This window comes from Sphingomonas sp. Leaf37, from assembly GCF_920939475.1.
In the GTDB taxonomy this organism is placed as follows: Bacteria; Pseudomonadota; Alphaproteobacteria; order Sphingomonadales; family Sphingomonadaceae; genus Sphingomonas.
Genome location: NZ_CAKLAX010000002.1, coordinates 533,741 through 559,224, shown reverse-complemented (window position 1 = coordinate 559,224; position 25,484 = coordinate 533,741). Strand labels below are relative to the sequence as shown.

24 protein-coding genes are annotated in these 25,484 nt (G+C 64.9%); 13 read left to right on the top strand and 11 right to left on the bottom strand.

What is annotated here, in order from left to right; translation table 11 throughout:
- The first annotated feature begins 25 nt into the window (after positions 1–25).
- Complete coding sequence (locus LRA87_RS08080; protein WP_230630858.1) at positions 26–1,822, top strand: cation:proton antiporter domain-containing protein; 1,797 nt, start codon at positions 26–28, stop codon at positions 1,820–1,822.
- Here the strand turns inward: LRA87_RS08080 and LRA87_RS08075 are convergent.
- From LRA87_RS08075 to LRA87_RS08060, 4 genes are read right to left on the bottom strand one after another with little or no spacing between them, the layout of a single operon-like run.
- Positions 1,813–2,247: a DUF488 domain-containing protein gene (locus LRA87_RS08075; RefSeq protein WP_230630857.1), complete on the bottom strand. Its 435-nt coding sequence runs from the start codon at positions 2,245–2,247 to the stop codon at positions 1,813–1,815. The genes LRA87_RS08080 and LRA87_RS08075 overlap by 10 nt on opposite strands.
- A 31-nt stretch (positions 2,248–2,278) precedes the next feature.
- A complete protein-coding gene (locus tag LRA87_RS08070; RefSeq protein WP_230630855.1) occupies positions 2,279–2,881 on the bottom strand; it encodes a TadE/TadG family type IV pilus assembly protein in 603 nt (200 codons plus the stop codon).
- Positions 2,882–2,922: 41 nt separating this feature from the next.
- The gene (locus LRA87_RS08065) at positions 2,923–3,492 is read right to left on the bottom strand and encodes a TadE/TadG family type IV pilus assembly protein (RefSeq protein ID WP_230630853.1); all 570 of its coding nucleotides are present in this window, start codon (positions 3,490–3,492) and stop codon (positions 2,923–2,925) included.
- A 2-nt stretch (positions 3,493–3,494) separates the two neighbouring features.
- Positions 3,495–5,378, bottom strand: a complete 1,884-nt coding sequence (locus tag LRA87_RS08060) for a pilus assembly protein TadG-related protein (protein ID WP_230630851.1) — start codon at positions 5,376–5,378, stop codon at positions 3,495–3,497.
- A 254-nt stretch (positions 5,379–5,632) separates the two neighbouring features.
- On the opposite strand from LRA87_RS08060, the gene trmFO reads away from it, so the two are divergent.
- Entirely contained in the window at positions 5,633–6,997 is a 1,365-nt protein-coding gene (trmFO, locus tag LRA87_RS08055; protein WP_230630849.1) for a methylenetetrahydrofolate--tRNA-(uracil(54)-C(5))-methyltransferase (FADH(2)-oxidizing) TrmFO, read from the top strand.
- Here the strand turns inward: trmFO and LRA87_RS08050 are convergent.
- Together LRA87_RS08050 and LRA87_RS08045 are read right to left on the bottom strand one after the other, a co-directional pair.
- Positions 6,939–7,397 (bottom strand): EF-hand domain-containing protein, encoded by a 459-nt coding sequence (locus LRA87_RS08050; protein WP_230630847.1) that lies wholly within the window; start codon positions 7,395–7,397, stop codon positions 6,939–6,941. The two genes, trmFO and LRA87_RS08050, sit on opposite strands and share 59 nt — an antisense overlap.
- 55 nt (positions 7,398–7,452) lie before the next feature.
- Entirely contained in the window at positions 7,453–8,094 is a 642-nt protein-coding gene (locus tag LRA87_RS08045; RefSeq protein WP_230630845.1) for a squalene/phytoene synthase family protein, read from the bottom strand.
- A 158-nt stretch (positions 8,095–8,252) separates the two neighbouring features.
- Between LRA87_RS08045 and LRA87_RS08040 the strand changes: the two genes are divergently transcribed.
- The 6 genes from LRA87_RS08040 to LRA87_RS08015 all read left to right on the top strand — a co-directional run bounded on the left by LRA87_RS08040 (position 8,253) and on the right by LRA87_RS08015 (position 14,307).
- Positions 8,253–10,343, top strand: a complete 2,091-nt coding sequence (locus LRA87_RS08040; protein ID WP_230630843.1) for a TadE/TadG family type IV pilus assembly protein — start codon at positions 8,253–8,255, stop codon at positions 10,341–10,343.
- A complete protein-coding gene (locus tag LRA87_RS08035; protein ID WP_230630841.1) occupies positions 10,340–10,957 on the top strand; it encodes a TadE/TadG family type IV pilus assembly protein in 618 nt (205 codons plus the stop codon). The genes LRA87_RS08040 and LRA87_RS08035 overlap by 4 nt, the downstream gene beginning before the upstream one ends.
- Positions 10,958–10,986: 29 nt before the next feature.
- A complete protein-coding gene (locus LRA87_RS08030; RefSeq protein ID WP_230630839.1) occupies positions 10,987–11,655 on the top strand; it encodes a TadE/TadG family type IV pilus assembly protein in 669 nt (222 codons plus the stop codon).
- A gap of 111 nt (positions 11,656–11,766) precedes the next feature.
- Positions 11,767–12,330, top strand: coding sequence for a TadE/TadG family type IV pilus assembly protein (locus LRA87_RS08025; RefSeq protein ID WP_230630837.1), 564 nt, complete (start codon positions 11,767–11,769; stop codon positions 12,328–12,330).
- Positions 12,327–12,881 (top strand): pilus assembly protein, encoded by a 555-nt coding sequence (locus LRA87_RS08020; RefSeq protein ID WP_230630835.1) that lies wholly within the window; start codon positions 12,327–12,329, stop codon positions 12,879–12,881. The genes LRA87_RS08025 and LRA87_RS08020 overlap by 4 nt, the downstream gene beginning before the upstream one ends.
- 70 nt (positions 12,882–12,951) lie before the next feature.
- The gene (locus tag LRA87_RS08015; protein WP_230630833.1) at positions 12,952–14,307 is read left to right on the top strand and encodes a Tad domain-containing protein; all 1,356 of its coding nucleotides are present in this window, start codon (positions 12,952–12,954) and stop codon (positions 14,305–14,307) included.
- 105 nt (positions 14,308–14,412) lie between these two features.
- Here the strand turns inward: LRA87_RS08015 and LRA87_RS08010 are convergent, their stop codons facing one another.
- Positions 14,413–15,840, bottom strand: coding sequence for a pyruvate dehydrogenase complex E1 component subunit beta (locus tag LRA87_RS08010; protein WP_230630831.1), 1,428 nt, complete (start codon positions 15,838–15,840; stop codon positions 14,413–14,415).
- Between the two features lies 1 nt (position 15,841).
- Positions 15,842–16,882: a pyruvate dehydrogenase (acetyl-transferring) E1 component subunit alpha gene (pdhA, locus tag LRA87_RS08005; protein WP_230630829.1), complete on the bottom strand. Its 1,041-nt coding sequence runs from the start codon at positions 16,880–16,882 to the stop codon at positions 15,842–15,844.
- 305 nt (positions 16,883–17,187) lie between these two features.
- Between pdhA and LRA87_RS08000 the strand changes: the two genes are divergently transcribed.
- Genes LRA87_RS08000 through LRA87_RS07990 form a run of 3 tightly spaced genes read left to right on the top strand, consistent with a single transcriptional unit; the run spans position 17,188 to position 20,671 of the window.
- Positions 17,188–18,462, top strand: coding sequence for an MFS transporter (locus tag LRA87_RS08000; RefSeq protein WP_230630827.1), 1,275 nt, complete (start codon positions 17,188–17,190; stop codon positions 18,460–18,462).
- Positions 18,459–19,379, top strand: coding sequence for a cysteine synthase A (gene cysK / locus LRA87_RS07995; RefSeq protein WP_230630825.1), 921 nt, complete (start codon positions 18,459–18,461; stop codon positions 19,377–19,379). The genes LRA87_RS08000 and cysK overlap by 4 nt, the downstream gene beginning before the upstream one ends.
- Before the next feature lie 5 nt (positions 19,380–19,384).
- Entirely contained in the window at positions 19,385–20,671 is a 1,287-nt protein-coding gene (locus LRA87_RS07990; protein WP_443024864.1) for a cell wall hydrolase, read from the top strand.
- A 39-nt stretch (positions 20,672–20,710) separates the two neighbouring features.
- Here LRA87_RS07990 and LRA87_RS07985 read toward each other — a convergent pair whose 3' ends face one another.
- On the bottom strand, positions 20,711–20,962 hold the full coding sequence (locus LRA87_RS07985; protein ID WP_230630823.1) for a DUF7218 family protein: 252 nt from the start codon (positions 20,960–20,962) through the stop codon (positions 20,711–20,713).
- A gap of 130 nt (positions 20,963–21,092) precedes the next feature.
- Here LRA87_RS07985 and purF point away from each other — a divergent pair, with 130 nt between their 5' ends.
- The gene (gene purF / locus LRA87_RS07980) at positions 21,093–22,550 is read left to right on the top strand and encodes an amidophosphoribosyltransferase (protein ID WP_230630821.1); all 1,458 of its coding nucleotides are present in this window, start codon (positions 21,093–21,095) and stop codon (positions 22,548–22,550) included.
- A 7-nt stretch (positions 22,551–22,557) separates the two neighbouring features.
- On the top strand, positions 22,558–23,265 hold the full coding sequence (locus LRA87_RS07975; RefSeq protein WP_230630819.1) for an SDR family NAD(P)-dependent oxidoreductase: 708 nt from the start codon (positions 22,558–22,560) through the stop codon (positions 23,263–23,265).
- Positions 23,266–23,325: 60 nt separating this feature from the next.
- Here the strand turns inward: LRA87_RS07975 and LRA87_RS07970 are convergent, their stop codons facing one another.
- Complete coding sequence (locus LRA87_RS07970; protein ID WP_443024863.1) at positions 23,326–24,528, bottom strand: class I SAM-dependent methyltransferase; 1,203 nt, start codon at positions 24,526–24,528, stop codon at positions 23,326–23,328.
- A 28-nt stretch (positions 24,529–24,556) separates the two neighbouring features.
- Positions 24,557–25,453 (bottom strand): histone deacetylase family protein, encoded by an 897-nt coding sequence (locus tag LRA87_RS07965; protein ID WP_230630818.1) that lies wholly within the window; start codon positions 25,451–25,453, stop codon positions 24,557–24,559.
- Between the last annotated feature and the right edge of the window lie 31 nt (positions 25,454–25,484).

The window sequence follows — 25,484 nt, the reverse complement described above, 5'->3', positions numbered from 1 at the left end:
TTCCCGACCCCTCTAAGGTCCGTGCATGGCGATCGGACTGGAAAATGCGGGCTTCAGCGATGCGCTGGTAATTCTGGGCGCGGCGGGGCTGGTGATCCCTGCCTTTGCGCGATTCCGGGTCAGCCCGGTCATCGGGTTCATCCTGGTGGGCATGCTGGTCGGGCCGTTCGGGCTGGGGCAGCTGACCGATCGGGCGCCGTGGCTTTATTACCTGACGATATCCAACCCGCATTCGATCGAGCCGTTCGCCGAATTCGGCATCATCCTGCTGCTGTTCTCGATCGGGCTGGAACTGTCGTTCAAGCGATTGTGGTCGATGCGCGCGCAGGTATTCGGCACAGGGCCTGCCGAGCTGATCGGATCGGCGGCGCTCATCGCGATCGCGGTCCATATGCTGGGACAGGAATGGGCCGGATCGGCGGGGCTTGGCCTTGCGCTCGCGCTGTCCTCGACCGCGCTGGTGCTGCCGCTGGTGGGCACGACCAGCCCGGTCGGGCGGGGCGCGTTCGCGATGCTGCTGTTCGAGGATCTGGCGCTGGTGCCGATCATCTTCGCGCTCGGTGCGATGGCGCCAACCGCCAGTGACGAAGGCTGGGTCGGGATTGCCGGCGTCGCACTGCGCGGCGGGGCGACCGTGGTCGTCATGTATCTCGGCGGGCGGCTGGTGCTGCCGCGCCTGTTCGCACAGGCGGCGCGGACGAAGAGCCCGGAGCTGTTCCTCGCCGCGTCGCTGCTGGTCGTCATCGTCGCCAGCGTGGCGACGACCGCGGCGGGCTTGTCGCCGATCGTCGGCGCGCTGCTCGCCGGACTGCTGATCGCGGAAACCGAATATCATACCGAGGTCGAGGTGATGACCGCGCCGTTCAAGGGGCTGGCGCTGGGCGTGTTCCTGATCACCGTCGGCATGAGCGTCAATCTGGCGGAGGTGCTGGCGAACTGGTCGTCGCTGCTGATCGCGGTCGTCGCGGTGGTGGGCGTGAAGGCCGTCGTCACCTTCCTGCTGTTGCGCGTCGCGCAGACGGCGCGCGGCACCGCGGCGGAGACGGGGCTGCTGATGGGCAGCCCGTCCGAAACGACGCTGATCGTGCTGGCGACCGCGGCGCAGGCGCAGCTGATCCTGCCATCCACCGCCGCTTTCTGGCAGACGGTGACCGCGATCGGGCTGACGATCACGCCGCTGCTGGCAAAGGCGGGCAATCTCTTGTCACGCGGGATCGAACGCGGGGCGGTGGGCGACGACCTGCCGATCGACGATACCGGCGAAGGACCAGGCGCGGTGGTGATCGGCTTCGGACGCGTCGGCCAGATGGTCGCGGACCTGCTCGCGGTGCACGGCCAGCGCTATATCGCGGTGGAGGCGGATATCGACACCGTGGCGATCGCGCGGCGCGATGGTTATCCGGTGCTGTTCGGCGACATCGCCCGGGCGGAGCTGGTCGATCGGCTCGACCTCGCGCGTGCCCGCGCGCTGATCCTGACGATGGACGATCCCGTGCTGACGGTGCGGCTGGCCCGCCGGATGCGCGCGCTGGCGCCCGAGTTGCCGATCATCGCCCGCGCACGCGATCCGCGTCACGCGGCCGAGCTGTATCGCGCCGGCGTCACGGATGCCGTTCCTGAGACGCTGGAAAGCTCCCTGCAATTGTCCGAAGCTGTGCTGGTCGACCTCGGGGTGGCGATGGGGCCGGTGATCGCGTCGATCCACGAGAAGCGCGACGAATTACGCCGGTCGATCCGGGCGGAAGCGGAGATCGACCGCGAGCCGCGCATCCGCCGGGTGCGCCGGCTGAGCGACGCGGTGCAATCCCCCCCTCAGGTGTAGAGATGCACGATCTCCACGCCCTCACCCACCGCGTCGAGCAGCAGGGTGCGGTGGCAATGCGCCGGTTCGCGTTCATAGCACAGCAGCGCGCTCGGGCGCTCGGCGGCCAGATCGAGCATGATCGCGGCGGCGGCCTGCGCTTCGGGTAACGCGAGCTGATCGTCGTACACCGCGTGCAGCGTGGCGACATCGCCCTTCTTCGCGGCGTCGCGGCCGCGCTTGGGCGTACCGAGCGCCTTCAAATGGGCGTAATCGATTCCCGCTTCCGCAAGGCTGGCGGCAAGCGACGTCTTGGAGAACCCCGGGCGGCGCGACAATGGCAGCGCCCGCACGTCGACGACGCGCCGGACACCGGCCGCAGAGAGCGCCGCGATGAAGTCCGCCATCGTGCTCGCCTCGTAACCGATGGTGTAGATGCGCGTCATGCAAACCGATGTAGTGCCTGACGCGCCCCGGTCATAGGCCGCTTGCGGTGTTGCAGTTCCGCTTGGCCGGAAAGCGGCTGTCGGGGGTGGGCGTGGTGAAATCCTTGTTGCGCGCCCGGAACATCGCGCCGCGGGTGAAGCTGGTCGGCAGCGTCAGCCAGCGGAACGGCAGGGAGCTGAAGATCGGCTGATAGCGGTAGCTGACCTGCACGTGGAACAGGATCTCGTCCCGGATCAGCTGCCGGTTCTGCGGCAGCGTCGCGACCGCAGTCGTCATCGCGCAACCGAGCAACGGCGGCGTGACGAAATCGCCGTCGAACCGCTGCCACAGAATGCGGTTCTCGACCGTCCCGTCGTTGTCGTTGTCCGTCCCCTGCACCCCGGTGATCACCACCCGGCCGAACCGGCGCAGATCGAACGGACGCGCCGTGAGATCCAGCGCGCTGAACAGGTCGTAGATCTGCCCTTCGGCGACACCGATCTGCCCCGTACCGCTTTGTGCGACCAGATCGGCACTCATCGCCGCCAGCCGCTGCACGCGGTTGTTCGCCATGACGTAATTGGCGAATTCGATGCCCGTCAGCGCAAACCCCAGAAACAGGGGCAGCATCAGCCCGAATTCCAGGATGGACACGCCGCGGCGATCGCGGCGCAGCCGATGCCAAAGCGCCGCGATCAACTGCGCACCACGGCTTCGTTGCGGACGACGGTCGTGGCGGACAGTGGCAGGACACCGTTGGCTCGCCCGACGAAGCGGCCGACGAAACCGAACAGCAGCCGCTTGGGATAGCGCGCGGTATAGCTGACGACGTCGCCGGGACCGCCCAGCGTCCCCGTCTTGGCGGTCGCATTGTCCCATTGTCCGTTGCGGTTGCGATCGACATAGGGTTCGCCCGCATCGAAGCGGTTGTTGCCGTTCGTATCGGTGTAGGTTTCCGGATAGGCGGAACTGAAGTCGGCATAGACCCGCGTCTGGATGTCGATCGCCTGCCCCGGCGCCCTGGGGAACGACGCCATCGAACTGGTGATGCTGGCGATCATGATGGCGCGTCGATCCGCCTCGCCCGTCTCCATGCTCGCCGTCGCCTTGCGGGCGGCATCGACCACGGCGCCCTCCAGCACCTGTCGGGCGAGGATCATGTGCCCCATCTCGACCGTGCCGCAGATCAGCGTCAGCATCGCCGGCAGGATGATCGCGAATTCGACGATGGTGACGCCGCGGGCGTCGCGGATCAGGCGGTTCATCCTCACTGTACCAGATGGAGGTCGACGAGCTCCGCCGCGATATCGTTGAAGGCCGCGGTCAGCGTCGCCGCGTCCGACGTGCGATAGACGTGGCCCGGTGCACAGCGTTCGAACATGCTCAGCGTATTCGCGTCCGTCGTCGTCAGCGCGACGATATAGACCGTCGGCGGATTGCGTTCGGCCTGCAGCGACGCGCAGGTCTTGGAGAATCGGCGCTCCGACTGGCTGGTTAAATTTCCCATCGATGCGGAAATCGGCTTGTCCGCATAATTGCCGTAGAACGTCCAGGTCCGGTCGTTATACCCGTTCTGGGTGGCGCCCAGCGCGGTTTCACCATCGGTCATGAAGACCAGCGCCCGCTTCGGCGCCTCCCGCGTTGGATTGGTCCGGCGGAACACATCGTCCCGGACCAGCAGGCGATACCCCCACAACAGGCCGGCGTGATGCAGCGTGCCGTTCGCCGGATAGATGGCGGCATTCTTGTTATCGATGATCCCGGTGTAGAAACTCTTGTCGCGGCCATAGCCCACCGGCACCGCCTCTTCCGGGCATTGCCAGTTCGGCGACGGCCATTCGGTCTTGTTCTTGTTGCCGTCGCTGGTGCTGCCGCCAAGCGGATTGACGGTATATTCAGTCGCGACCTTCCAGTCGGAATTGAACCGCGGAATGCGGGAATAATTCACCTTGAACGGCGTGCCCGTGCGGGTGTTGAAATCCCATGGAGAGGCCGCGGGATCGTAATAGCTGCCATCCATACGCGTGATGACGTCGTTTCCGGCACTGGCGGCACCATCGTTCAACCCGATGTACATCATGTACATCCAGCGACGGTAGGGATTGTTGGCGAAGTTGTTCGCATAAACATCGAGGTTCAGCATGTAGTCGGCATAATTCTCATCCAGCCGGTACAGGTTGTTGTTGGGTTCGATGTTCGCGACCTTGTAGTATTTTCCGTTATCCGCTGCCCGATCTGCGGCAGTCACCGATCCGGCTTCCATTTCCGGCACGTACATCGGCGGAATGAAATACGGGCTGACGGGCGGATGCGCGCCCTCCCCCGGCAAGCTGCGATCGATGTCCCACGCGCCGTCTTCCTTGAAGGTCAACGTACTGTTGAGGTCCTTCACGCTGTCGTCGTTGAAGACGCAGCCTTTCCACGCGAGGTGATTGTTCGGCCAGCTGCCGCCATAGGCCGTCATGTACACGTCGTTGAAGCCGAACTGCTGGCGCACCACGGTCGGCGATTGCCAGTTGGGCAGCAGTTTGCCGACGTTGACGGTGATGTCGTACATCACGAAGCCCATCGCCAGATCGGCACGGGTGTTGCCGCCCTGATACAGCACGTCGAGGAAGCTTTTCGATGCGTCCTTCAACGCGGTGATCCGCGTCTTGACGACGTTGTTCACATCCTTCGGCAGGTTCGCCTTCAGCGATCCGGTGTTGTCGAGCACCATCATCACCTCCAGCGGGTGCGGCTGGATCTCGGCGCGCGCGACCGCGGCGACGGTCTGCTGCTGAAAGCCGAACGCGCGCATGAACGACATCGGCACCGTCGCGGTCGCGCGGACGGTCGTGTTGTTGCGCCCGGCGATCGTCGCGAACGTGGGCGTGACGGTCAGGTTCGCCGTGCCCATATAGCCGTTGGGGAAATTGCCCCGGAAATAGGCGAGCGCCTGCGCATTCCGCCCCGCCGGTGTCGGGTTGTCCAGTTCGTACGCGCGCGCGCCGGCCAGCGCCGCGGCATCGACCCCTGCCTGCAACTGCGACTTGACGACATAGACCCGGCCGGCATCGATCGCCGATCCCAGCGCGGCGATGCCGGGGATCAACCCCGCCACCATCATCGAGATCGCCGATCCCCGCCGATCGCGCCAGACGCGACGCATACGGGCCACACCTCCGCCCAATCCCCTGACCATTCTCATAACCCCTTGTTCCGAAGAGGCTTAAAGTGGGAATGGTAAACAATACGGTACTAATTTCGCGATGGTTGATTTGGGTGGGTCGAATTTTGTTCGGGCGCCGGGCCGACGCTGCCGGGCCGACGCTGCCGGTATGAACGCTGCGGGTATGTTCGATACCGCTACCCGGTTATAGCGGCGGCAGTCCCCTCTCCCTTTTCTCGACACGGCGATCCGTTATGACCACGCACAATATCCACATCATCGGCGGCGGCCTCGCCGGGTCGGAGGCCGCATGGCAGCTGGCCGAGGCCGGTTTCCATGTCCGCCTGTCCGAAATGCGCGGTAGCGGCGAAGGCACACCGGCGCATCATACCGACAGCCTGGCCGAACTGGTGTGCTCGAACAGCTTCCGCTCCGACGATGCCGAAAGCAATGCGGTCGGGCTGTTGCATCAGGAAATGCGGCGACTGGGATCGCTGATCATGACGCAGGGCGACCTGCACAAGGTGCCGGCGGGATCGGCGCTGGCGGTCGATCGCGACGGCTTCGCCGCGGGCGTCACCGCGGCGCTGGAAGCGCATCCGAACATCACGATCGTGCGCGAGCGGATCGACGCGCTGCCCGACGGCCCCGCGATCGTCGCGACCGGCCCCCTGACCGCATCGGGACTGGCCGGCGCGATCGGTGCCGCGACCGGCAGCGATGCGCTCGCCTTCTTCGATGCGATCGCGCCGATCGTGCATCGTGACAGCATCGACATGGACACGGCGTGGTTCCAGTCGCGCTGGAACAAGGGTGATGGCCACGATTACATCAACTGCCCGATGAACAAGGACGAATACCTCGCCTTCCACGCGGGACTGGTCGGTGGCGAGAAGACCGAGTTCAAGGAATGGGAAAAGGACACGCCCTATTTCGAAGGCTGCATGCCGATCGAGGTCATGGCGGAACGCGGCGTCGATACGTTGCGCTACGGCCCGATGAAGCCCGTCGGCCTCGACGATCCGCGCACCGGCCGCTGGCCCTATGCGGTCGTGCAGTTGCGCCAGGACAATGCGCAAGGAACCCTGTGGAACATCGTCGGCTTCCAGACCAAGCTGAAGCATGCGGAGCAGGTTCGCCTATTCCGGACGATACCGGGTTTGCAGAATGCGGAATTCGCCCGGCTCGGCGGACTGCATCGCAACACCTTCATTCGCTCGCCCGAGCTACTCGATCCTACGCTGCGGCTGAAGAACAAGCCGAACATCCGGTTCGCCGGCCAGATCACCGGCTGCGAAGGCTATATCGAAAGCGCCGCGATCGGGCTGATGGCCGGCCGCTTCGCCGCTGCGGAGCTGTCGGGTGAAACCCTGACGCCGCCGCCGGTCATGACGGCGCTCGGCGCGCTGCTGCACCACATTACCGGCGCAGCGGTGGCGGAGACGTATCAGCCGATGAACGTCAACTTCGGGCTGATGCCGCCGATCGAGGGGCGCACGAAAAAGGCGGACCGCAAGCGCATGTATACCGATCGCGCCCGTGCCGCATTCGCCGACTGGATCACCCCTCTTCCGCCGGTAGCGGAGGACATTTCGGGCGAGACGCTGGCTTCCGCTTGACCGCGGTGGTCGCGAATTCGGCGGCATTCATCGCCCCGGACCGGTCGCGGTCCGCGGCGGCGAACTTCGTGGTTGCCTTGACCGCCCATTCGTCGAAGCTCAGCCGACCGTCGCCGTCTACATCCAGCTTCGCATAGGCCTTGCGTCGCGCGGCGAGATATTCATCGCGCGTGACGGATGTGTCGCGATCCTTGTCGTAACGGTTGAACCGCTTCTGCTCGCGCGTGGCCGGCGACGCCTCGGGCACGCGCTCGTCCGCTATCGGCGTGTTGGCCGGGACGGCCTGATCCGGACGGGGCGGCAGGATGGCGGTCGACGGCGTACCGCCACTGGTCATCATCATCACCGCTGCACCGCCCGCCGCCAATACGGCACCACCGCCTGCCAAATATCGCCACATCGCCCTGCCCTCCATCGAAGTGCAGGCTAGCGATCAATCCGCCACGGGCAAGTGTTCAGCGACCGACCAGCCAGAACCGGGTCAATGCGACGTAACCACGAACCGCGGTCAGCCCGCGTAATCGAAGATGTTGCAACAGGGCAAGGGTGCCGATCGCCCGTGATGATCTTGGCCAAGACTTTGAGAATGCTTGGTTCAGTGCTTCGGTAGCACGTGCGTCGGCATGGACGACGCCATCCGGCAGGGTCAGATGCGTGGCGAGATCGGCTGCCGCCCAGCCTCGTCCGGCCTCGTGCAGCGCCGTCGCGTCCCCCGGCATCAGGCGACCCGCCAGCGCGAACAGCCGCCCTCCGCGCAGATTCGCATGACGATCGATCACCTCCGCGTCGACGGGGTCCAGCAACGCCTCCCATCCCTCGACCAGTTCCGCCAGCTCCGCACCGGCGATCCCGTGCTGCAGGACGTGGTCCTGCAGTTCGCGAAGCAATGGTTCGGCTGGTGCGGGCGCCGTGTCCAGACGGACGAGCGCCTCATACCACCACGTCAGTCGCATCTGGCCGACCATCGGTTCACGCGTCGCGCGCACGATCTGGCCGAACCGTTCGTCGAGCGCGAGCAGCGCCGCGAACGCCGCCCGGACATCGACGGGCGCATGGTCGATCGCGAGCTGGCGATCTGTGGGTCGGGCATCCCTCATTCCGACCCGCTGCCAAGAACGACGGCGCGGCGCAAGGTGGTCCGGCGGTGCCGCCGGCAAAGCTTACTGCCACGTTAGGCACATTTCTTGAGACTGCGTGGGCAAGCCGGCGCGCATGGGAGATCACGGACGAAGCGCGCGAATCGTTAAGGGATAGAATGGGTTACGACGCGAATATGTCAGGATCGGTCATACCTGTCGTGCTGCGTCGGCTGGGCCGTGACCGGCGAGGCAACATTCTGGCGATGTCGGCCGCCGCGCTGGTGCCGATGATGGCGATGCTGGGCGGCGCGATCGATCTCAGCCGGCTCTACATGACCCAGACCCGGTTGCAGCAGGCCTGCGACGCAGGCGCTCTGGCGGGACGCCGGACGATGGCCGACGTCAACACGCTGTCCGCGTCGGAGCGTGCCACGGCGTTGAACTATTTCCGGTTCAACTTCCCCAACAACACCTATTCCGCCGGGACGCCCACGGCCAGCTACGCGCGCGGCGCCGTCGGCACCGTCGTCGGCACAGCCTCGCTCGCCGTGCCGATGACCATCATGAAGATGTTCGGATACAGCACCGTCACGCTTAACGTGTCGTGCGAATCGACGTTGGTCATCCCGAACACCGACGTCATGTTCGTGCTCGACGTTACCGGGTCGATGGACCAGATTCCGTTCGGCGACATCCAGAGCAAGATATCGGGCCTCAAACAGGCGGTGAAGGACTTCTATGCCGCGCTCGGGCCGGGAACGGCGAGCGGGCCGGGGCGCATCCGCTATGGCTTCGTGCCCTATTCCAGCAACGTCAACGTCGGCAAGATCGTCTACGGGTTGAACCCGGGGTACATCGTCGGCGGCAACGGGTCGGAGGAGTGGACCTACCGGTCGCGCATCGCCCAGACGTTGACCGAACGCGTCCCGAACTATGGCACGGAATCGACCCAGAACCAGACGTCGGCCTCCGTCACCGCTACGGTGTACGGCGCCTATGTCACAGATTCACTGCTCTTCGACCTGACGAGCGCGCAATGCAGCGCGAAGGTGCCGGCGGACAGCGACATCGTGACGTCGACGAACACGTCCCTGCGGACGGACGAGAACCCGCCGGCCTATCCGGACACGGTCCGCAACCGCACCTACCAGACGGTCGAACAGCACAGGGTCGCCGACAACGACATGCAGTGGCTGCGCACATCCGGATCGGGCACCAGCGCGAAGGGGATCTGTCAGATCCGTCATCGCGACGGCACCTATACCCGGACGATACAGTCGGCGACGACGACCCCGACCACCTGGACCGAGCGCGAAAAGTTCGTGTCCTGGCGCTACGTCCCGCGCGCCATCGACGTCGCCCAGATCGTCCAGAACGGCATCCGCAACGCCAGCGCGCCCAATCCCACTTACTGGACCGGCTATGCCCCTGATACGACACCCAATCTCAACAACGGCTATTACTACTCCACCACCACCCCCGAAACCACCACCTGGAGCGGCTGTATCGAGGAAGCCAGTACAGACAACACGATCACCGCGTCGTCGGCGCTGAGCGTGCCGTCCGGCGCGAACGACCTGAATATCGACCTGATCCCGAACGATACGCAGACGCGCTGGAAGCCGTATCTGCCCGGCGTGCAATTCGACAATTACGGCTATTGGCTGGGCCGCAACGCCGAATGGATCGACAACGGCTTTGCTGCCTGTCCGCGTGAAGCATCGGCGCTGACACCGTATCAGGCCGACTACGTCGCCGGCACCAAATCGTCGCCGACCTTCAACACCTACGTCGATTCGCTCAGCGCCGTAGGCGGCACTTATCATGACATCGGCCTGATCTGGGGCGCGCGATTCCTGTCGCAGAGCGGGATTTTCTCGGCCACGAATGCGGACAGCACCGGGCCCGGCGGGTTTCAGATCTCGCGGCACATCGTGTTCATGACCGACGGTGCGCTCGATACCCGCGGCGGTGCCAACGATCCGTGGGGCATCAACAATCTGCAGGGTCGCATCGCACCGGCCGGGACGAGCGACGATAGCCTGAACGACATCCACAAAAGGCGCACAAGCATCATCTGCAACGCGATGAAGGGCAAGGGCTTCACCATCTGGGTCGTCGGCTTCGGCATCAGCACCATGCCGCAAGAATTACAGGATTGCGCCAGCGACTCCGCACACTGGTCGTTGTCGTCCAATTCCGCGCAATTGCGCACCCGGTTCCAGCAGATCGCGCAGACGATCGGCGGATTGCGTCTCTCCCAATGATGGGCGTTCGGATCGTGTGCGCGCTGTTCGGCCGACTGCGGGGATCGCGGCGCGGTGCTGCGCTGCCCGAATTCGCCTTTGTTGCGGTGCCGTTCCTGGTACTGGTAATGGGGTCGCTCGATCTCGGCTATCAGGGCTATGTACGGGCCACCGTGACCGGCGCGCTGGAAAAGGCGGCGCGCAAGGCGACAGTCGGCAACCGTACGCGCGATCAGATTGTCGCGCTGATTAATACCGAGGTCCGCGGCGTTCTTCCGAACACGTCGCGCTCCGATCCTGCTGCCGTTACGGTGACACCGCAAAGCTATTTTAACTTTTCCGCGGTCGGCGGAGGTGAGCGAATCACCGGGGATACCGCACCGGTCGGGGTCTACAATGCGACCGATTGCTACGAGGATCGCAACGGTAACGGCCGCTACGATTCCACCGGCGGCGGTGGCGACAATCTGGGTACGGCGGACGACATCGTCTTCTACACAGTGTCGGTCAACGTGCCGAGGCTCTTCCCGATCTGGCGATATGTCGGCTGGAGCGGCGAAACCAGCGCGACTGCGAAGACGCTGATCCGCAACCAGCCCTATGGCGCGCAACAGGTGGTAGTCCGATGCTCGTGAGATCGCTGGCTTCCACCCTCGTTGCCGCCATGGCGAGCCGGCTCCTGCGGGAGCGCACGGGCCTCGCAATGATCGAGTTCGCCTATGCCCTACCCCTGCTCGCCACCGTTGGCCTTGCCGGGACGGAAGCCGCAAACCTCGCCCTGGTGACGCTGCGGATCAACCAGATGGCGATGCTCGCCGCCGACAACGCGGCCCGTGTCCGCATCTCGATGGATGAGACCGACGTCAACGAGGTGATGGTCGGGCTGCGTTTCTCCGGCACCGGCATCAAGTTCGGCGAACGCGGACGCGTGATCATATCGGACATCGAATCGAACGGCATCGCCAGCGGCAACAGCAATGCCGGCTACAAGATCACATGGCAGCGCTGCTTTGGCGCCAAGAACGCGGTATCGGCCTATGGTACCGAAGGCACCGGTGCGACCAATGCCGCCCTAAAATTCGGCATCGGCACCCGCACCCCGGCGACCGATACGACGGGCACGATCCCCATCACTGCCGGGGCGATGATCGTGGCCGAGGTTCGCTATACCTACAGTCCGCTGGTGGCGGGCATGTTCATGGGCAATCGGGAATTGCGCGCGGTCCAGACGTTTCCAGTACGCGATCGGGCCGGACAGGCGCTGACCAATTCCACCGGCATGAACGATACGGCCCGGCGGCTGTGCGACGCCGCTCATCTCGGATCAACCTGAAGCAATACCGGATCGGTACGATATAACCATTTTACAAACAGTACACGAACACTGTCGAGAATGGACGTTAACCGATGCTATACTGATCCAGATTACAACGTTGGTCGAAACATGACCGACCTGACTCACCTGCCTGCCGCTCGCCGGCCCCGAATTGCGCCGCGCCGCCGGCTGGTTCGCGATCGATCCGGAGCGACCATCGTCGAGTTCGGCATCGTGATACTGCCGTTCTTCGCGATCCTGTTCGCAATTCTCGCGACCAGCCTGAGCTATTTCGCACAGCAAAGCCTAGAGACGGTTGCGGTCACCGCCGGTCGTTCGTTGCTGACCGGGTCATCGCAAGGGTCTGCGCTCGATCGGAACCAATTCAAGGCGAAGGTCTGCGCCACGCTGCCGCGGTACATGCGCTGTTCCAACCTGTTCGTATCGGTCGACCGATCGGTCGATTTCGCGAGTGCAAGCATCGCCGCCCCGGCCGTTACGACGAATGCCGCAGGCACGCCATCGATCACGACGGCCTATAATATGGGGGCGCCGGGCGAGATCGTCACGCTACAGCTGTATTACGTCTGGCAATTGCCGTCAGTGACGTTGGGGTACGACATCAGCACGTTGTCCGGAGGGCGCCGGCTGCTGATCGCAACGGCAGTAAGCAAGACGGAGCAATATTCGTGATTGCCCCGGCCATCCCCGCCGGTGTTTGCCCTAGGCTCGCCGACGACAGTCGAGGTGTCGCACTGACGGAGTTCGCGTTCGTCTTCCCCGTCCTGCTGCTGCTGTTCCTGGGGGGGTATCAGCTATCGGATGGGATCGCGTGCAAACGAAAGGTCGGGTTGGCCAACCGAACCATCGCCGACCTCGGGACTCGATCGAAACAGGTCAGCGCCGCCGATGTCGACGCGATGCTCGCCGCTTCGACGCAGGTCATGGCGCCCTATCGTCAGGCATCCGCGCAGGTCAGGCTGACCGAGGTGTTCACCAGCAATACCGGTTTGACCAACGTCGTATGGAGCCGGGGCCGCAACGGCGCGGCGGCACGTGCCGTCGGCAGTGTAGTGACGCTGCCGGGGACGTTGCGCACCAACGGCACATATCTGCTGATGAGCGAGATCAACTACGCCTACGATCCCGGCGTCCGCTTCAGCATCGTCGGGCGCAAGACGCTGACCGACTCGCTGTTCATGAGTCCCCGCAACTCAGATTCGGTGCCCTGCAATGACTGCTGATCCGCTGCGTCGCCTGATCGCCCGTACTGGTATCGTTCCACGCATATGGCGCGAGCGACGGGCGAACGTCATGATGATCACAGCATTTGCCCTGATTCCCCTGACCTTCGCCACCGGCATGGGGATCGATTACAGTCAGGCGATGCGGCTGGAGACCAAGGTCGCCAGCGTCGCCGACGCGGCCACGCTGGCCGCGGTGACGCAGCCGATGATGCAGAAGCCGATCCTGACGGCATGCGACGTCGCCCGGCGCACCTTCGTGTCGCAGACGACCGGCCTGCCCGGCCTGCAGCTCAACCCGCAGGTTCTGGCGCAGGTCAGGATCACCATAACCGATACCTACGCATCGCTGCCCGAGGCGACGCTCGTCTGCCCCACGATCGGCCTCACAGGACTGGACGTCGGGGTCATCCCGATGTCGCGCGTTGCGACGATCGACTTCCGAGGGACGTCCGACAACAGCTTTGCAGGCATACTCGGCATGCCGACCCTGACCGTGAAAGGTGGTGCGACCGCCAAGACCGTGAAGGCGCCCTTCATTGATATCCATCTCGCACTCGATACCTCGCAGTCGATGGGACTGGCGGCGACCGATGCCGACGCCAGACTGCTCTGGCAACGTACGGGTGAAGTCAACGGACGTAGCTGCCAGTTCGGCTGTCACGTGCGCTCGTGGCACGACGGCAAGCTGGACAGCATCTCCAACGAACAGGTTGCCAAGAATAACAACATCAAGCTTCGCATTGATGTGCTGCGCGATGCGACCATGGACATGATTGACACCGCAAAGGCCGGGCAGAGCGGCGATAACAACTATCAGTTCGCCCTGTATCGCATCGGCAAGAACCAGGGCCGCTGGGCGATCGGCATGGACGAATATTACAGGCTGACTACCAATCTTACCGATGTGAAGAACAAGGTCAAAACGCTTGCCCTGAGCGACAACGACGGCGCAATCGGCTATGGCGATACCGATCTGCCGGTCGCGACCAACGCGATTCTGCCTTACATCAAGGCGACCAGCGCCGCATTTGACGACGGCACGTCCCAACTGCGGGCGCGCAAGTTCTTCTTCATGGTGACCGACGGGGTCACGGATACGGAATGGTGGCAGTGTGTCTATGGCCATTGTACCGCGCCGATCGATGCATCCCTATGTGATGCGTACAAATCCAAGGGGATCACCGTTGGAATCGTGTACACTACTTACCTGCCGACGAAGGCCAATCCGCTGAACCCGAGCGATCCCAATCTGCGAGACGAATATATCAAGCTGATCCAGCCAATCGCGCCGCAGATCGCACCGGCGTTGCAGCGTTGTGCGTCTCCGGGCTATTTTTTCGAGGCCTCGGACGGGCCGTCGATTCATACCGCGATGCAGAGGCTTTTTTCGCAGGCCAGCAAGCAGGCGACGATCATTCGCTGATCGCCGACGCCGGACGCACACCGTTACCGGTGGAATGGTACATCCGCGGCCCGTCGCTAGACGAAACCGGCCGCCCCACGATAGCGGAGCGACCGGGCCGGTGGGTCAGAGGATCTTCTTGACCGTCGCGACGATCTTCTTGGCGTCGATCAGCGCCTTCTTCTCGAGGTTCGCCGCGTAAGGCAGCGGTACGTTCTCGTTGGTCACGCGCAACACAGGGGCGTCGAGGTCGTCAAAGCCCTCTTCCATCACGATCGCGGTGATTTCCGATGCGATCGAACAGGTCGGCCAGCCTTCCTCGACCACGACGAGGCGGTTGGTCTTGGCGAGGCTCTTGAGCACGGTCTGCTTGTCAAGCGGACGCAGCGTGCGCAGGTCGATGACTTCCGCATCGACACCCTCGCCCGCCAGCGTCTCGGCGGCTTCCAGCGCGAGGCCGACGCCGATCGAATAGCTGACCAGCGTAACGTCCTTGCCCGGACGCATGATCCGCGCCTTGCCGATCGGCAGGACGTAATCGTCGAGCTTGGGCACCTCGAACGAACGGCCGTACATCAGCTCGTTTTCGAGGAAGACGACGGGGTCTTCCGAACGGATCGCCGCCTTCAGCAGGCCCTTGGCATCCGCCGCGTCATACGGCGCGATGACGATCAGGCCCGGGACGCTGGCATACCAAGGCGCATAGTTCTGGCTGTGCTGCGCGCCGACGCGGCTCGCCGCACCGTTCGGGCCGCGGAACACGATGGGGCAGCGCATCTGGCCGCCGGACATGTAGTTGGTCTTGGCCGCCGAATTGATGATGTGGTCAATCGCCTGCATGGCGAAGTTGAACGTCATGAATTCAATGATCGGCTTCAGACCGCCCATCGCCGCGCCGGTGCCGACGCCGGCAAAGCCGTATTCGGTGATCGGCGTATCGATGACGCGGCGATCGCCGAACTCGTCGAGCAGCCCCTGCGTGACCTTGTACGCGCCCTGATATTGCGCGACTTCCTCGCCCATCACGAAGACGCGGTCGTCCTTGCGCATTTCCTCGGCCATCGCGTCGCGCAGGGCTTCGCGGACGGTGGTCTTCACCATCTCGGTGCCCTCGGGGATCGCCGGGTCCTGCACACCGTCGTTCTTGGCGGCGTCGAACAGCTGGCGCGCGCCGGTCTCGACCTTTTCCTGCGCCGGGTGCGCAGAGTCTTCGACCTTGTCGGCGGGCTTGTTCTCGTCGGCCTTGGCGTCGCCCTTGGGGCTGTCGTCCTTGGTCGCAGCCGGAGCGGACGACGCCGCGTCGGCGCTCTCGCCCTCTTCGAGCAGGATAGCGATGACGTCGCCGACCTTCACGTTGTCGGTCCCCTCGGCGATGACGATCTTGCCGATCGTGCCTTCATCGACGGCTTCGAATTCCATCGTCGCCTTGTCGGTTTCGATTTCCGCCATGATGTCGCCGGACTTGACGGTGTCGCCTTCCTTCACCAGCCACTTGGCAAGCGTGCCCTCTTCCATCGTCGGGGAGAGCGCGGGCATCTTGATCTCGATCGCCATCTCAGTAGCTCTCCACCAGCACGTCAGTATACAGTTCAGCCTCGTTTGGCTCGGGCGTGCTTTCGGCGAAATCGGCGGCTTCGTTCACGGTCTTGCGGATTTCCTGTTCGATGGACTTGAGGTCGGCCTCGGTGACGCCCTGCGCTTCGAGCAGCTTCTTGACGTGCTCGATCGGGTCGGACTTGTCGCGGACGCCCTGCACTTCCTCGCGGCTGCGATATTTGGCGGGGTCGGACATCGAATGGCCGCGGTAGCGATAGGTCTTCATCTCGAGGATGACCGGCCCCTTGCCCGCGCGGACCCAGGCGAGCGCCTCCTCGGCGGCACCGCGGCACGCCAGCACGTCCATGCCGTCGACCTGGATGCCGGGGATGCGGAAGCTTTCGCCGCGGCGATACAGCTGGTCCTCGGCCGATGCGCGGTTCACGCTCGTGCCCATGGCGTATTGGTTGTTCTCGATCACGAAGATGATCGGGAGCTTCCAAAGCTCCGCCATGTTAAAGCTCTCGTAGACCTGGCCCTGGTTCGCCGCGCCGTCGCCGAAGTATGCGAGGCAGACGCCGCCGTCGTTGCTGTACTTGTGACCGAAGGCGAGGCCGGTGCCGAGCGACACCTGCGCGCCGACGATGCCGTGGCCGCCGTAGAACTTATGTTCGGTCGAGAACATGTGCATCGACCCGCCCTTGCCGCGGCTGATGCCGGCGGCACGGCCGGTCAGTTCGGCCATGATCACCTTGGGATCGATGCCATAGGCGAGCATGTGGCCGTGGTCGCGGTATCCGGTGATGACCGAATCCTTGTCGCCGTCGAGCGCCGACTGGAGGCCGACCGCGACCGCTTCCTGACCGATATACAGGTGGCAGAAGCCGCCGATGAAGCCGAGGCCGTACAACTGGCCCGCCTTTTCCTCGAACCGGCGGATCAGCAGCATGTGCTTGTAGAAGTCGAGCAACTGCTCCTTGTTCGCCTCGAACGGCTTGGGATCGGCAGGGCGCTCGCGATTGGTGAGCGGTACGGCGGGAGGAGCAGGCGATTTGGCCACGTAATACCTCAACGGTCCTGGGGATGTGTGGGAGCCTATAGGCCGGGTTTCGGGATAACATCAATTCCCTGGGTCAATCTGGCTGTGACGTAGCGTTTCCGACCTTCCGCTTCTTGCGCGGGTTCGTCGCATACCCCCCCTTCCGTCGGCACTTCGTGCTGCCACCTCCCCCTCGCGGGGGAGGGGTGATCGGCGAGCGATGCGTCCGGCATCGGCGCATCGCTTACACGGGAGGATTTCGACGGTGGGGTGAAAGACCAACTGTGTTGCCCTTCCCCTCGGGCCGCGCCAAAGCTGCGCGCGACATGGCCACCCATCCGTTCCGCATTCCGAACTTCCGCGCCTATTGGGCATCACGGCTGTCCGGCACGATCGCGCAGACCGCGCTCGCCATCGTCATCGGCTGGCAGGTCTATGGTCTGGCGCGCGAGACGATGGACGTGCGGCAAGCCGCCTTCATGCTCGGGATGATCGGTGCGGCGCAGTTCGTGCCGCTGTTCCTGCTCACGCCGATCACCGGCCTCGTCGCCGACAGCGTCGACCGTCGCTGGATCGTGCGGGCAACGACGGCGTTGCTCACCATCGTGGCGGCGATCCTGGGGCTGCTGACGTATCTGGGTGACCTCACCCTGCCCTTCCTGTTCGGCGCTGCGGTGCTGATCGGCGTCGCGCGCGCCTTCACCGGCCCCGCCTATTCGGCGCTCGCCCCCAATCTGGTGCCGCGCGAGAGCCTGCCGACGGCGATCGCAATATCCTCGATCGCGTGGCAGGTGGGATCGATCGCCGGGCCGAGCGTCGGCGGGCTGCTCTATGCGATCCATCCGGATGTTGCCTACGGCACGATCACGGCCTTGTTCCTCGTCGCGCTGGTGACGATGTTCACGATCGGCCCGGTGCCGCAGCCGCCCGCGCAGAAGGACCGGCGGCCGCTCGCGCGCATCCTCGACGGCTTCAACTATGTCCGTAACAACCGGCTGGTGCTGGCGGCGATCACGCTCGACCTGTTCGTCGTGCTGCTGGCGGGCGCGACCGCGCTGCTGCCGATCTATGCCCGCGACATCCTGCATGTCGGAGCGCAGGGGCTGGGTCTGCTCGCCGCGGGCATGGGGATCGGCGCGGCGGTGACGGCGGTCTGGTTCTCGTTCCGACCGATGAATTCCAACGTCGGCGTCAAGATGCTGATCGCGGTGATCGTGTTCGCGCTCGCCATCCTGACCTTCGGCGTGTCGACGTCGTTCCCGCTCAGCGTCGCGGCGCTGATCGTCGCGGGCGGGGCGGACATGGTATCGGTGTACGTCCGCCAGTCGCTGATCCAGTTGCACACGCCAGATGAGATGCGCGGGCGGGTGAGTGCGGTTTCGCAGCTGACCATCTCTGCATCCAACGAACTCGGCGAGGCCGAAAGCGGCCTGCTCGCCTCGCTGCTCGGGCCGGTCGGTGCGGTCGCGTTCGGCGGTGTGGCGGCAATCGTGGTCACGCTGCTGTGGGCGCGGCTGTTTCCGGAACTCAAGCGCGCACGGACCTTCGATCCGCCGGATATGTTACAGGTCGAACCCCAACACGGAGAAGCCAAGCCATGAAGGCCAACACCATCCTGGAGACGATCGGCAACACGCCGCACATCCGCGTGTCCAAGCTGTTCCCCGATTCGGAAGTGTGGATCAAATCCGAACGGTCGAACCCCGGCGGGTCGATCAAGGACCGCATCGCGCTGGCGATGGTCGAGGCGGCGGAGGCGAACGGCGACCTCAAGCCCGGCGGCACGATCATCGAGCCGACCAGCGGCAACACCGGCGTCGGCCTGGCGATGGTCGCGGCGGTGAAGGGCTACAGGCTGGTTCTCGTCATGCCCGAGTCGATGTCGCTGGAACGCCGCCGCCTGATGCTGGCCTATGGCGCGACGTTCGATCTGACGCCGCGCGAGAAGGGCATGAAGGGCGCGATCGAGCGCGCGATCGAACTGGTCAATCAGACGCCGGGCGCCTGGATGCCGCAACAGTTCGAGAATGGCGCGAACATCGACGTCCACGTCCGCACCACCGCGCAGGAGATCCTGAACGATTTCCGCGATTCGCCGATCGACGTGATCATCACCGGCGTCGGCACCGGCGGCCACATCACCGGCGTGGCCGAGACGCTGAAGAAGAGTTGGCCGAGCCTCAAGGTGTTCGCGGTCGAACCTGCCGCCTCGCCCGTCATCGCCGGCGGCCAGCCCGGTCCGCACCCGATCCAGGGTATCGGTGCCGGATTCATACCCCGTAACCTGCATACGCAGGCGCTCGACGGTGTGATCGAAGTCGACGCCGCGGTCGCCAAGGACATGGCGCGCCGATCGGCGTCGGAAGAGGGCATCCTCGTCGGTATTTCGTCAGGCGCGACACTGGCGGCGATCCTGCAGAAGCTGCCCGACCTGCCCGATGACGTGCGCGTTCTCGGCTTCAACTACGACACCGGCGAACGTTATCTGTCGGTTCCGGACTTCCTGCCCGAACAGTGAGCATGATGTCCGATGCGCGCAGCCCGACGTGGCTGCGCGCGGTGCTGTCGGCGACCGCTCTGATCGCGGTCGCTGTTCCCGCGCTGGTCGTAACCCACCCGCCCGTCATTCCGCAGCCGGCGCACACGCGCGTCGTGTTGCAGCGGCGCGTCGTGCCCCCGGCCGAACTGCCACCGGTGGAGCCGGTCGAGTTCGTCGATCTGTCGCCGGAGGATGCCAAGGCGTTCAACGCCGGCGTCCCCTTTTCAGCCTTGCCGAACCCTGCCGCGCGACCGTTTCGCTTCGTCGGCAGCGAGGAAGATCGCGCGCGAGCGCTCGACTGCATGGCGGCAGGGGTCCTGTACGAGGCCGGCGACGATGCCGAAGGTGAGCGCGCGGTGGCGCAGGTCGTGCTCAACCGCCTGCGGCATCCGGCGTTTCCGAAGACCGTCTGCGGCGTGATCTTCGAAGGGCAGGAACGGAGCACCGGATGTCAGTTCAGCTTCAGCTGCGACCATGCGCTGACCCGGTGGGCGCCGACCGCCGAGGCATGGCGCCGGGCACGCGATGTCGCGACGCTGGCGCTGGACGGATCGGTATACAAACCGGTCGGCTACGCGACCCATTACCATACCGACTGGGTGGTGCCGTATTGGCAGGCCAGCCTCGACAAGGTCGTCGCCGTACACAGTCATCTGTTCTTCCGCTGGACCGGCTGGTGGGGCACGCCGCCTGCCTTCAATCGCGCGGTCAGTTCGGCCGAACCCGTCATTGCGCAGCTCGCGCCCCTGTCTGACGCGCACAAGACCGCGGTAGCGCTGGCGGATGCCGATGCGGCGCTGTTCGAGGCGTCGGCGGCGCTCGGGCTGGTGGATGGCGAACCGGCGCTAACGGAAGGCGTTCCGGTGACCGGCGGAGCCGACGGGGACAGCCTGCTCGTCACCCTGCCGGCCGGTGCGGCCCCCGGTACGTATCCCGCTCTCGCCCTCCGTGCCTGTGGTGCGCGAGCCGTGTGCAAATATTCCGCATGGGCGGATGCGGCGGCGACACCGACCAGCCTGCCGCTTGCGCCGGAACAGGTGGCGACGATGACGTTCAGTTACTATCGTGATCGCGACGCCGGCATCGACAAGATGCTGTGGAATTGCGCGCAGACGAAGCGGGTGGAGCGGCGCGAGTGCATGAAGCAGCAGGTGCTGCTGACCGCAATGCCCGTACCGAAACCCGTAGCGAAGGATGTCGAAGTGCTCGGCGGGGTGCGACGCAAGGGCGACGCCACCCCCGCTCCCGTGGCGACGCCGTCGGCGAGATAGGGATCGTCACCCCCGGACGCGGGCGGGGGTGACCACACGCTATCGATGCCCGCGGATCGCCTTTGCCAGCGCGGCCTTGTTCATCCTGGACCTGCCTTCGATGCCAATCTCGCGCGCTTCTTTCATCAGGTCTTTCTTGGTCCGCTCCTCCAGCCTGTCACCGCGGGGGTCGAGTGAGCCGTTAGCCCTCGCATTGGCGATGCGCGCCGCTTTCTCCTTGGAATTGCCCTGCTTGCGCAGCTCTTCGTAGAGCGTGTCGTCCTTGATCTGCGCACCGTGATCCTTCGCCATGCGACGGTCTCCTCATCCGCGCCCAGAACGCAGCACTTGCGGATCGGTTCGATTTTCCGCGTTACAGGCAGGCGACAAACGCGATTTGGGTTCCTATATGGCCACCGCCACGACGTGAGCCCCCGCCACCATGCTGACGACCCACCCTTTCGATGATGACAAGCTGCGCGAGGAGTGCGGCGTGTTCGGCGTATCCGGTAGCGACAGCGCCGCCGCGCTGGTCGCGCTTGGCCTGCACGCGCTCCAGCACCGCGGTCAGGAGGCTGCGGGCATCAGCAGCTTCGACGGCCATCACTTCCACACGCATCGCGCGATGGGTCATGTCGCGGGGAATTTCGATCGCGACGACGTCATCCGGTCGCTCCCCGGCGAGTGCGCGGTGGGCCACGTCCGCTATTCCACGACCGGCGAGACGGCGCTGCGCAACGTCCAGCCGCTTTATGCCGAGCTGGCAAGCGGCGGCTTTGCGGTCGCGCATAACGGCAACATCTCCAACGCGATGAAGCTGCGCCGCGAGCTGATCCGGCGCGGGTCGATCTTCCAGTCGACCAGCGATACCGAGACGATCATCCATCTGGTCGCGACATCCAATTACCGCACCCTGCTCGACCGCTTCATCGATGCGCTGAAGCAGATCGAGGGTGCCTACAGCCTCGTGGTGATGACGCCGGAGGGTATGATCGCGTGTCGCGATCCGCTCGGCATCCGGCCGCTGGTGATGGGCAAGCTGGACGGCGCGGTGATCTTCGCGTCCGAGACCGTAGCGCTCGACGTATGCGGCGCGACCTTCGAACGGCAGGTCGAACCGGGCGAGCTGGTGATCGTGCAAAATGGCGAAGTGCGTTCGATCCGCCCGTTCGCGCCGATGGCGCCGCGGCCCTGCATCTTCGAGTGGGTGTATTTCAGCCGCCCCGATTCGATCGCGGGCGACCAGTCGGTCTATACCGTCCGCAAGGAGATCGGCGCGCAGCTGGCGATCGAATCGCCGGTCGACGCCGATCTGGTGATCCCGGTGCCTGATTCGGGCGTACCGGCGGCCATTGGATACGCGCAGCAATCCGGCATCCCGTTCGAACTCGGCATCATCCGCTCGCATTACGTCGGTCGGACGTTCATCCAGCCGGGCGACAAGGTTCGCCATCTGGGCGTCAAGCTGAAGCACAACGCCAACCGCGCTCTGATCAAGGGCAAGCGGATCATCCTGGTCGACGACTCAATCGTGCGCGGCACCACCAGCCTCAAGATCGTGCAGATGATGCGCGATGCCGGCGCGGCGGAGGTGCACATGCGCATCGCCAGCCCGCCGACGCGGCACAGCTGCTTCTACGGCGTCGACACGCCGGAGCGGGCCAAGCTGCTCGCCGCCAAGCACGATGTCGGCGGCATGACCGACTTCATCCACGCCGACAGCCTGTCGTTCGTCTCGATCGACGGCCTGTACAAGGCGCTTGGCGAGGCAAAGCGCGCCGATATCCGGCCGAAATATTGCGATGCCTGCTTTACCGGTGATTATCCGACATCGCTGACCGATCAGGACGACAGCGTCGCGGTCGACCAGTTCGCGATGCTCGCCGAACGGGTCAACTGACGCACACATGACCAAGCCACTTGCAAATCAACTCGCGCTGGTGACCGGCGCGAGCCGCGGCATCGGCGCCGCTACAGCCGTCGCTCTGGGAGCGGCGGGTGCGCATGTCGTGCTCACCGCCCGGACCGCGAAGGATCTGGAGAGCATAGAAGAGCTAATCTTCGATGCCGGTGGATCGGCGACGATCGCGCCGCTCGACCTGACGCAGACCGACAGCATCGCGCGGCTGGCAACGGCGGTAGGCGAGCGCTGGCAGGCGCTCGACGTGATGGTGCTGAACGCAGGCATGCTCGGAAGCCTCGCGGCGGTGCCGGCGATCGACCCCAAGGAACTGGCGCAGGTACTGACGCTCAACGTCAGCGCGCAGGTCGCGATGATCCAGGCGTTCGACCCGATGCTGCGCAAGGCGGCGGCGGGCAAGGTGATCGGCGTGACGTCCAGCGTCGGCCGCAATCCGCGTGCTTATTGGGGTGCCTATGGCGCGTCGAAGGCGGCGTTCGAGACGCTGCTGGACGCGTATGGGGACGAAACCAGCGAGATCAGCGGCATCCGTACCGCGATCGTCGATCCGGGCGCGACGCGGACCAAGATGCGCGCGCGTGCTTATCCGGGCGAGGACCCGGCGTCGGTCAAGCCGCCCGAGACGGTGGCGGACAGGATCGTCGCACTGGCGATCGCGGGTTTTGCTGCGGGCCATCGCGAACGGGTGGGGTGATTTCCGGGCTGGCGGCGAATCTGGCAACACAGGACATCGCCACCTTCCGGAAGAGCGGCATCATCCCTTGATCAGCGTCACCTGCGCGACGTCGATGCCGCGTCCGCGAAAGCCGCCCTCGCAGTACATCAGGTAATATCGCCAGAGATCGCGAAAGCGGGCGTCCAGCCGCTCCGGCAATCGCCCCGCCTTGTCCGAATTGTCGAACCGTTCGCGCCAGTGGCGGAGTGTCTGGGCATAATCCAGCCCGAAGCTGTGGTGATCGGCCCACACCAGACCGCGCGCCTCGCACAGCGACCGGAACCGGCTCTCCGACAACAACATGCCGCCGGGAAAGACGTAGCGCTGGATGAAATCGACGCCCTGCGCATAGCGTTCAAACACGTCGTCGGCGATGGTGATATACTGAATGGCGGCGCGCCCCCCCGGCTTCAACAATCGCGCGATTGTGTCGCAATACGCGGGCCAATAGGCCTGCCCCACCGCCTCCACCATCTCGATGCTGGCGATCGCATCGAACCGGCCGGCGACGTCCCGATAGTCGGTCAGCGATACGGTAACGCCGGGAAGCTGACGCGCATCGACCGCCGCTTTCTGCTCGGTCGACAGCGTCAGCGCATGCACCTTGCGCCCGCCGGCAGCTGCCGTGGCGGCGAAGGAGCCCCAGCCGCAGCCGATCTCCAGAATGGTGTCGCCGGGCGTGGTCCCGGTGCGGTCGAGGATCGCGGCGAGCTTGCGCTCCTGCGCCATCTCCAGCGTGTCCCGTGGATCGAAGATGCCGCTCGAATAGGTGAGGCTCGGGTCGAGCCATTCGCGGTAGAAATCGTTGCCCAGGTCATAATGCTCGGCGATGTTGCGGCGCGAACCGTCGCGATCGTTTCGGCGCAATGCGTGCCAGCCGCGTAGCAGCAGCTTCGACAGACCCCCTGCCCGTGCGGTACCGGCGAGCGCGACCCGATTGCGCATGAACAGGTCGAACAAGGGCACCGGATCGGGGCTGGACCAGTCGCCGTCCGCCCAGGCGCGATACCAGCCGACCGAACCGCCCGTCGCCAGCCGCACCAGCGCTCGCCATCTGTGCAGCGTGACGATCGGCACCGGGCCGGGCTTGCGCCCGCCGAGCAGCCGATGCGTTCCATCGGGCAATCGCGCCTCGATCCCGCCGGATGCCAGCCCGGTATCGATCCGGTCCAGAAACCGGTCGAAGGTCCTCGCGAGCGCGCGTTGCTGTATTGTGTCCCCGGGCATGTCGGGCGCGCTCATGCCGCAGCTTTGCAGATTGGGGAAGGCTTCACGCCATCGCGAACGCATCGCCCAGTGTGATGATCGCGGCAACGTGGCGTTGTGCGATCTCCAGCGCGTCGTCACCATAGCCACCACCGACGGTGCTCGCGAGCGGTATGCCGTTCGCGATCCGCGCAATCAGGCGTTCGCGGCGTGCAAGGCCGTCCAGCGTCAAAGACAATCGTCCGAGCCGGTCGCCGGCAAATGGATCGACGCCCGCCTGATACAGGATCAGCTGCGGACGATGTTCGGCAAGGAACGGGACCAACGTCGCTTCCAGCGTCGCGAGATAAGCGTCATCAGCCAGTCCGTCCGCCAGCGGCACGTCGAGGGTCGAACGCGCCTTGCGGACGGGAAAGTTCTTGTCGGCATGGATCGAATAGGTCGCGATCCCCGGACGCCCGGCCAGCAATGCGGCGGTGCCGTCGCCCTGATGGACGTCGCAATCGACGACGGCGAGGCGATCGACGGTCCCCTCCTCGATCAGGCGCACTGCGGCGACGGCGAGATCGTTGAAGACGCAATAGCCGGCACCGGTATCGGCCAGCGCATGGTGACTGCCGCCTGCAGTGTTGGCGGCGAAACCGAGTTTCAGCGCCAGCCGCGCCGCCAGCCACGTTCCCCCCGGCACCGCCTGCGCCCGCGCCGCGACCTCGGGTGTCACCGGAAAGCCGATCCGGCGGGTCTTGATCGCGGGAACGCGCGCTTCCAGCACCTCGGCGACGTAATCCGGATCGTGCACCGCCTCCAGCCACGCCAGCGGCATCGGCTCGGGCGTATGCCACGCCACGCGGTCGCCGTGGGCGAGCAGCAGGTCGCGGATCAGCCCGTTCTTGTTCCAGCGATAGGTAGAGCGCGCCGGCGCGGGCGCGACATAGGCGGGATGATGGACGATCGCGATCACGCCACCTAATTAGGGTCCCGAACGGCGTAGC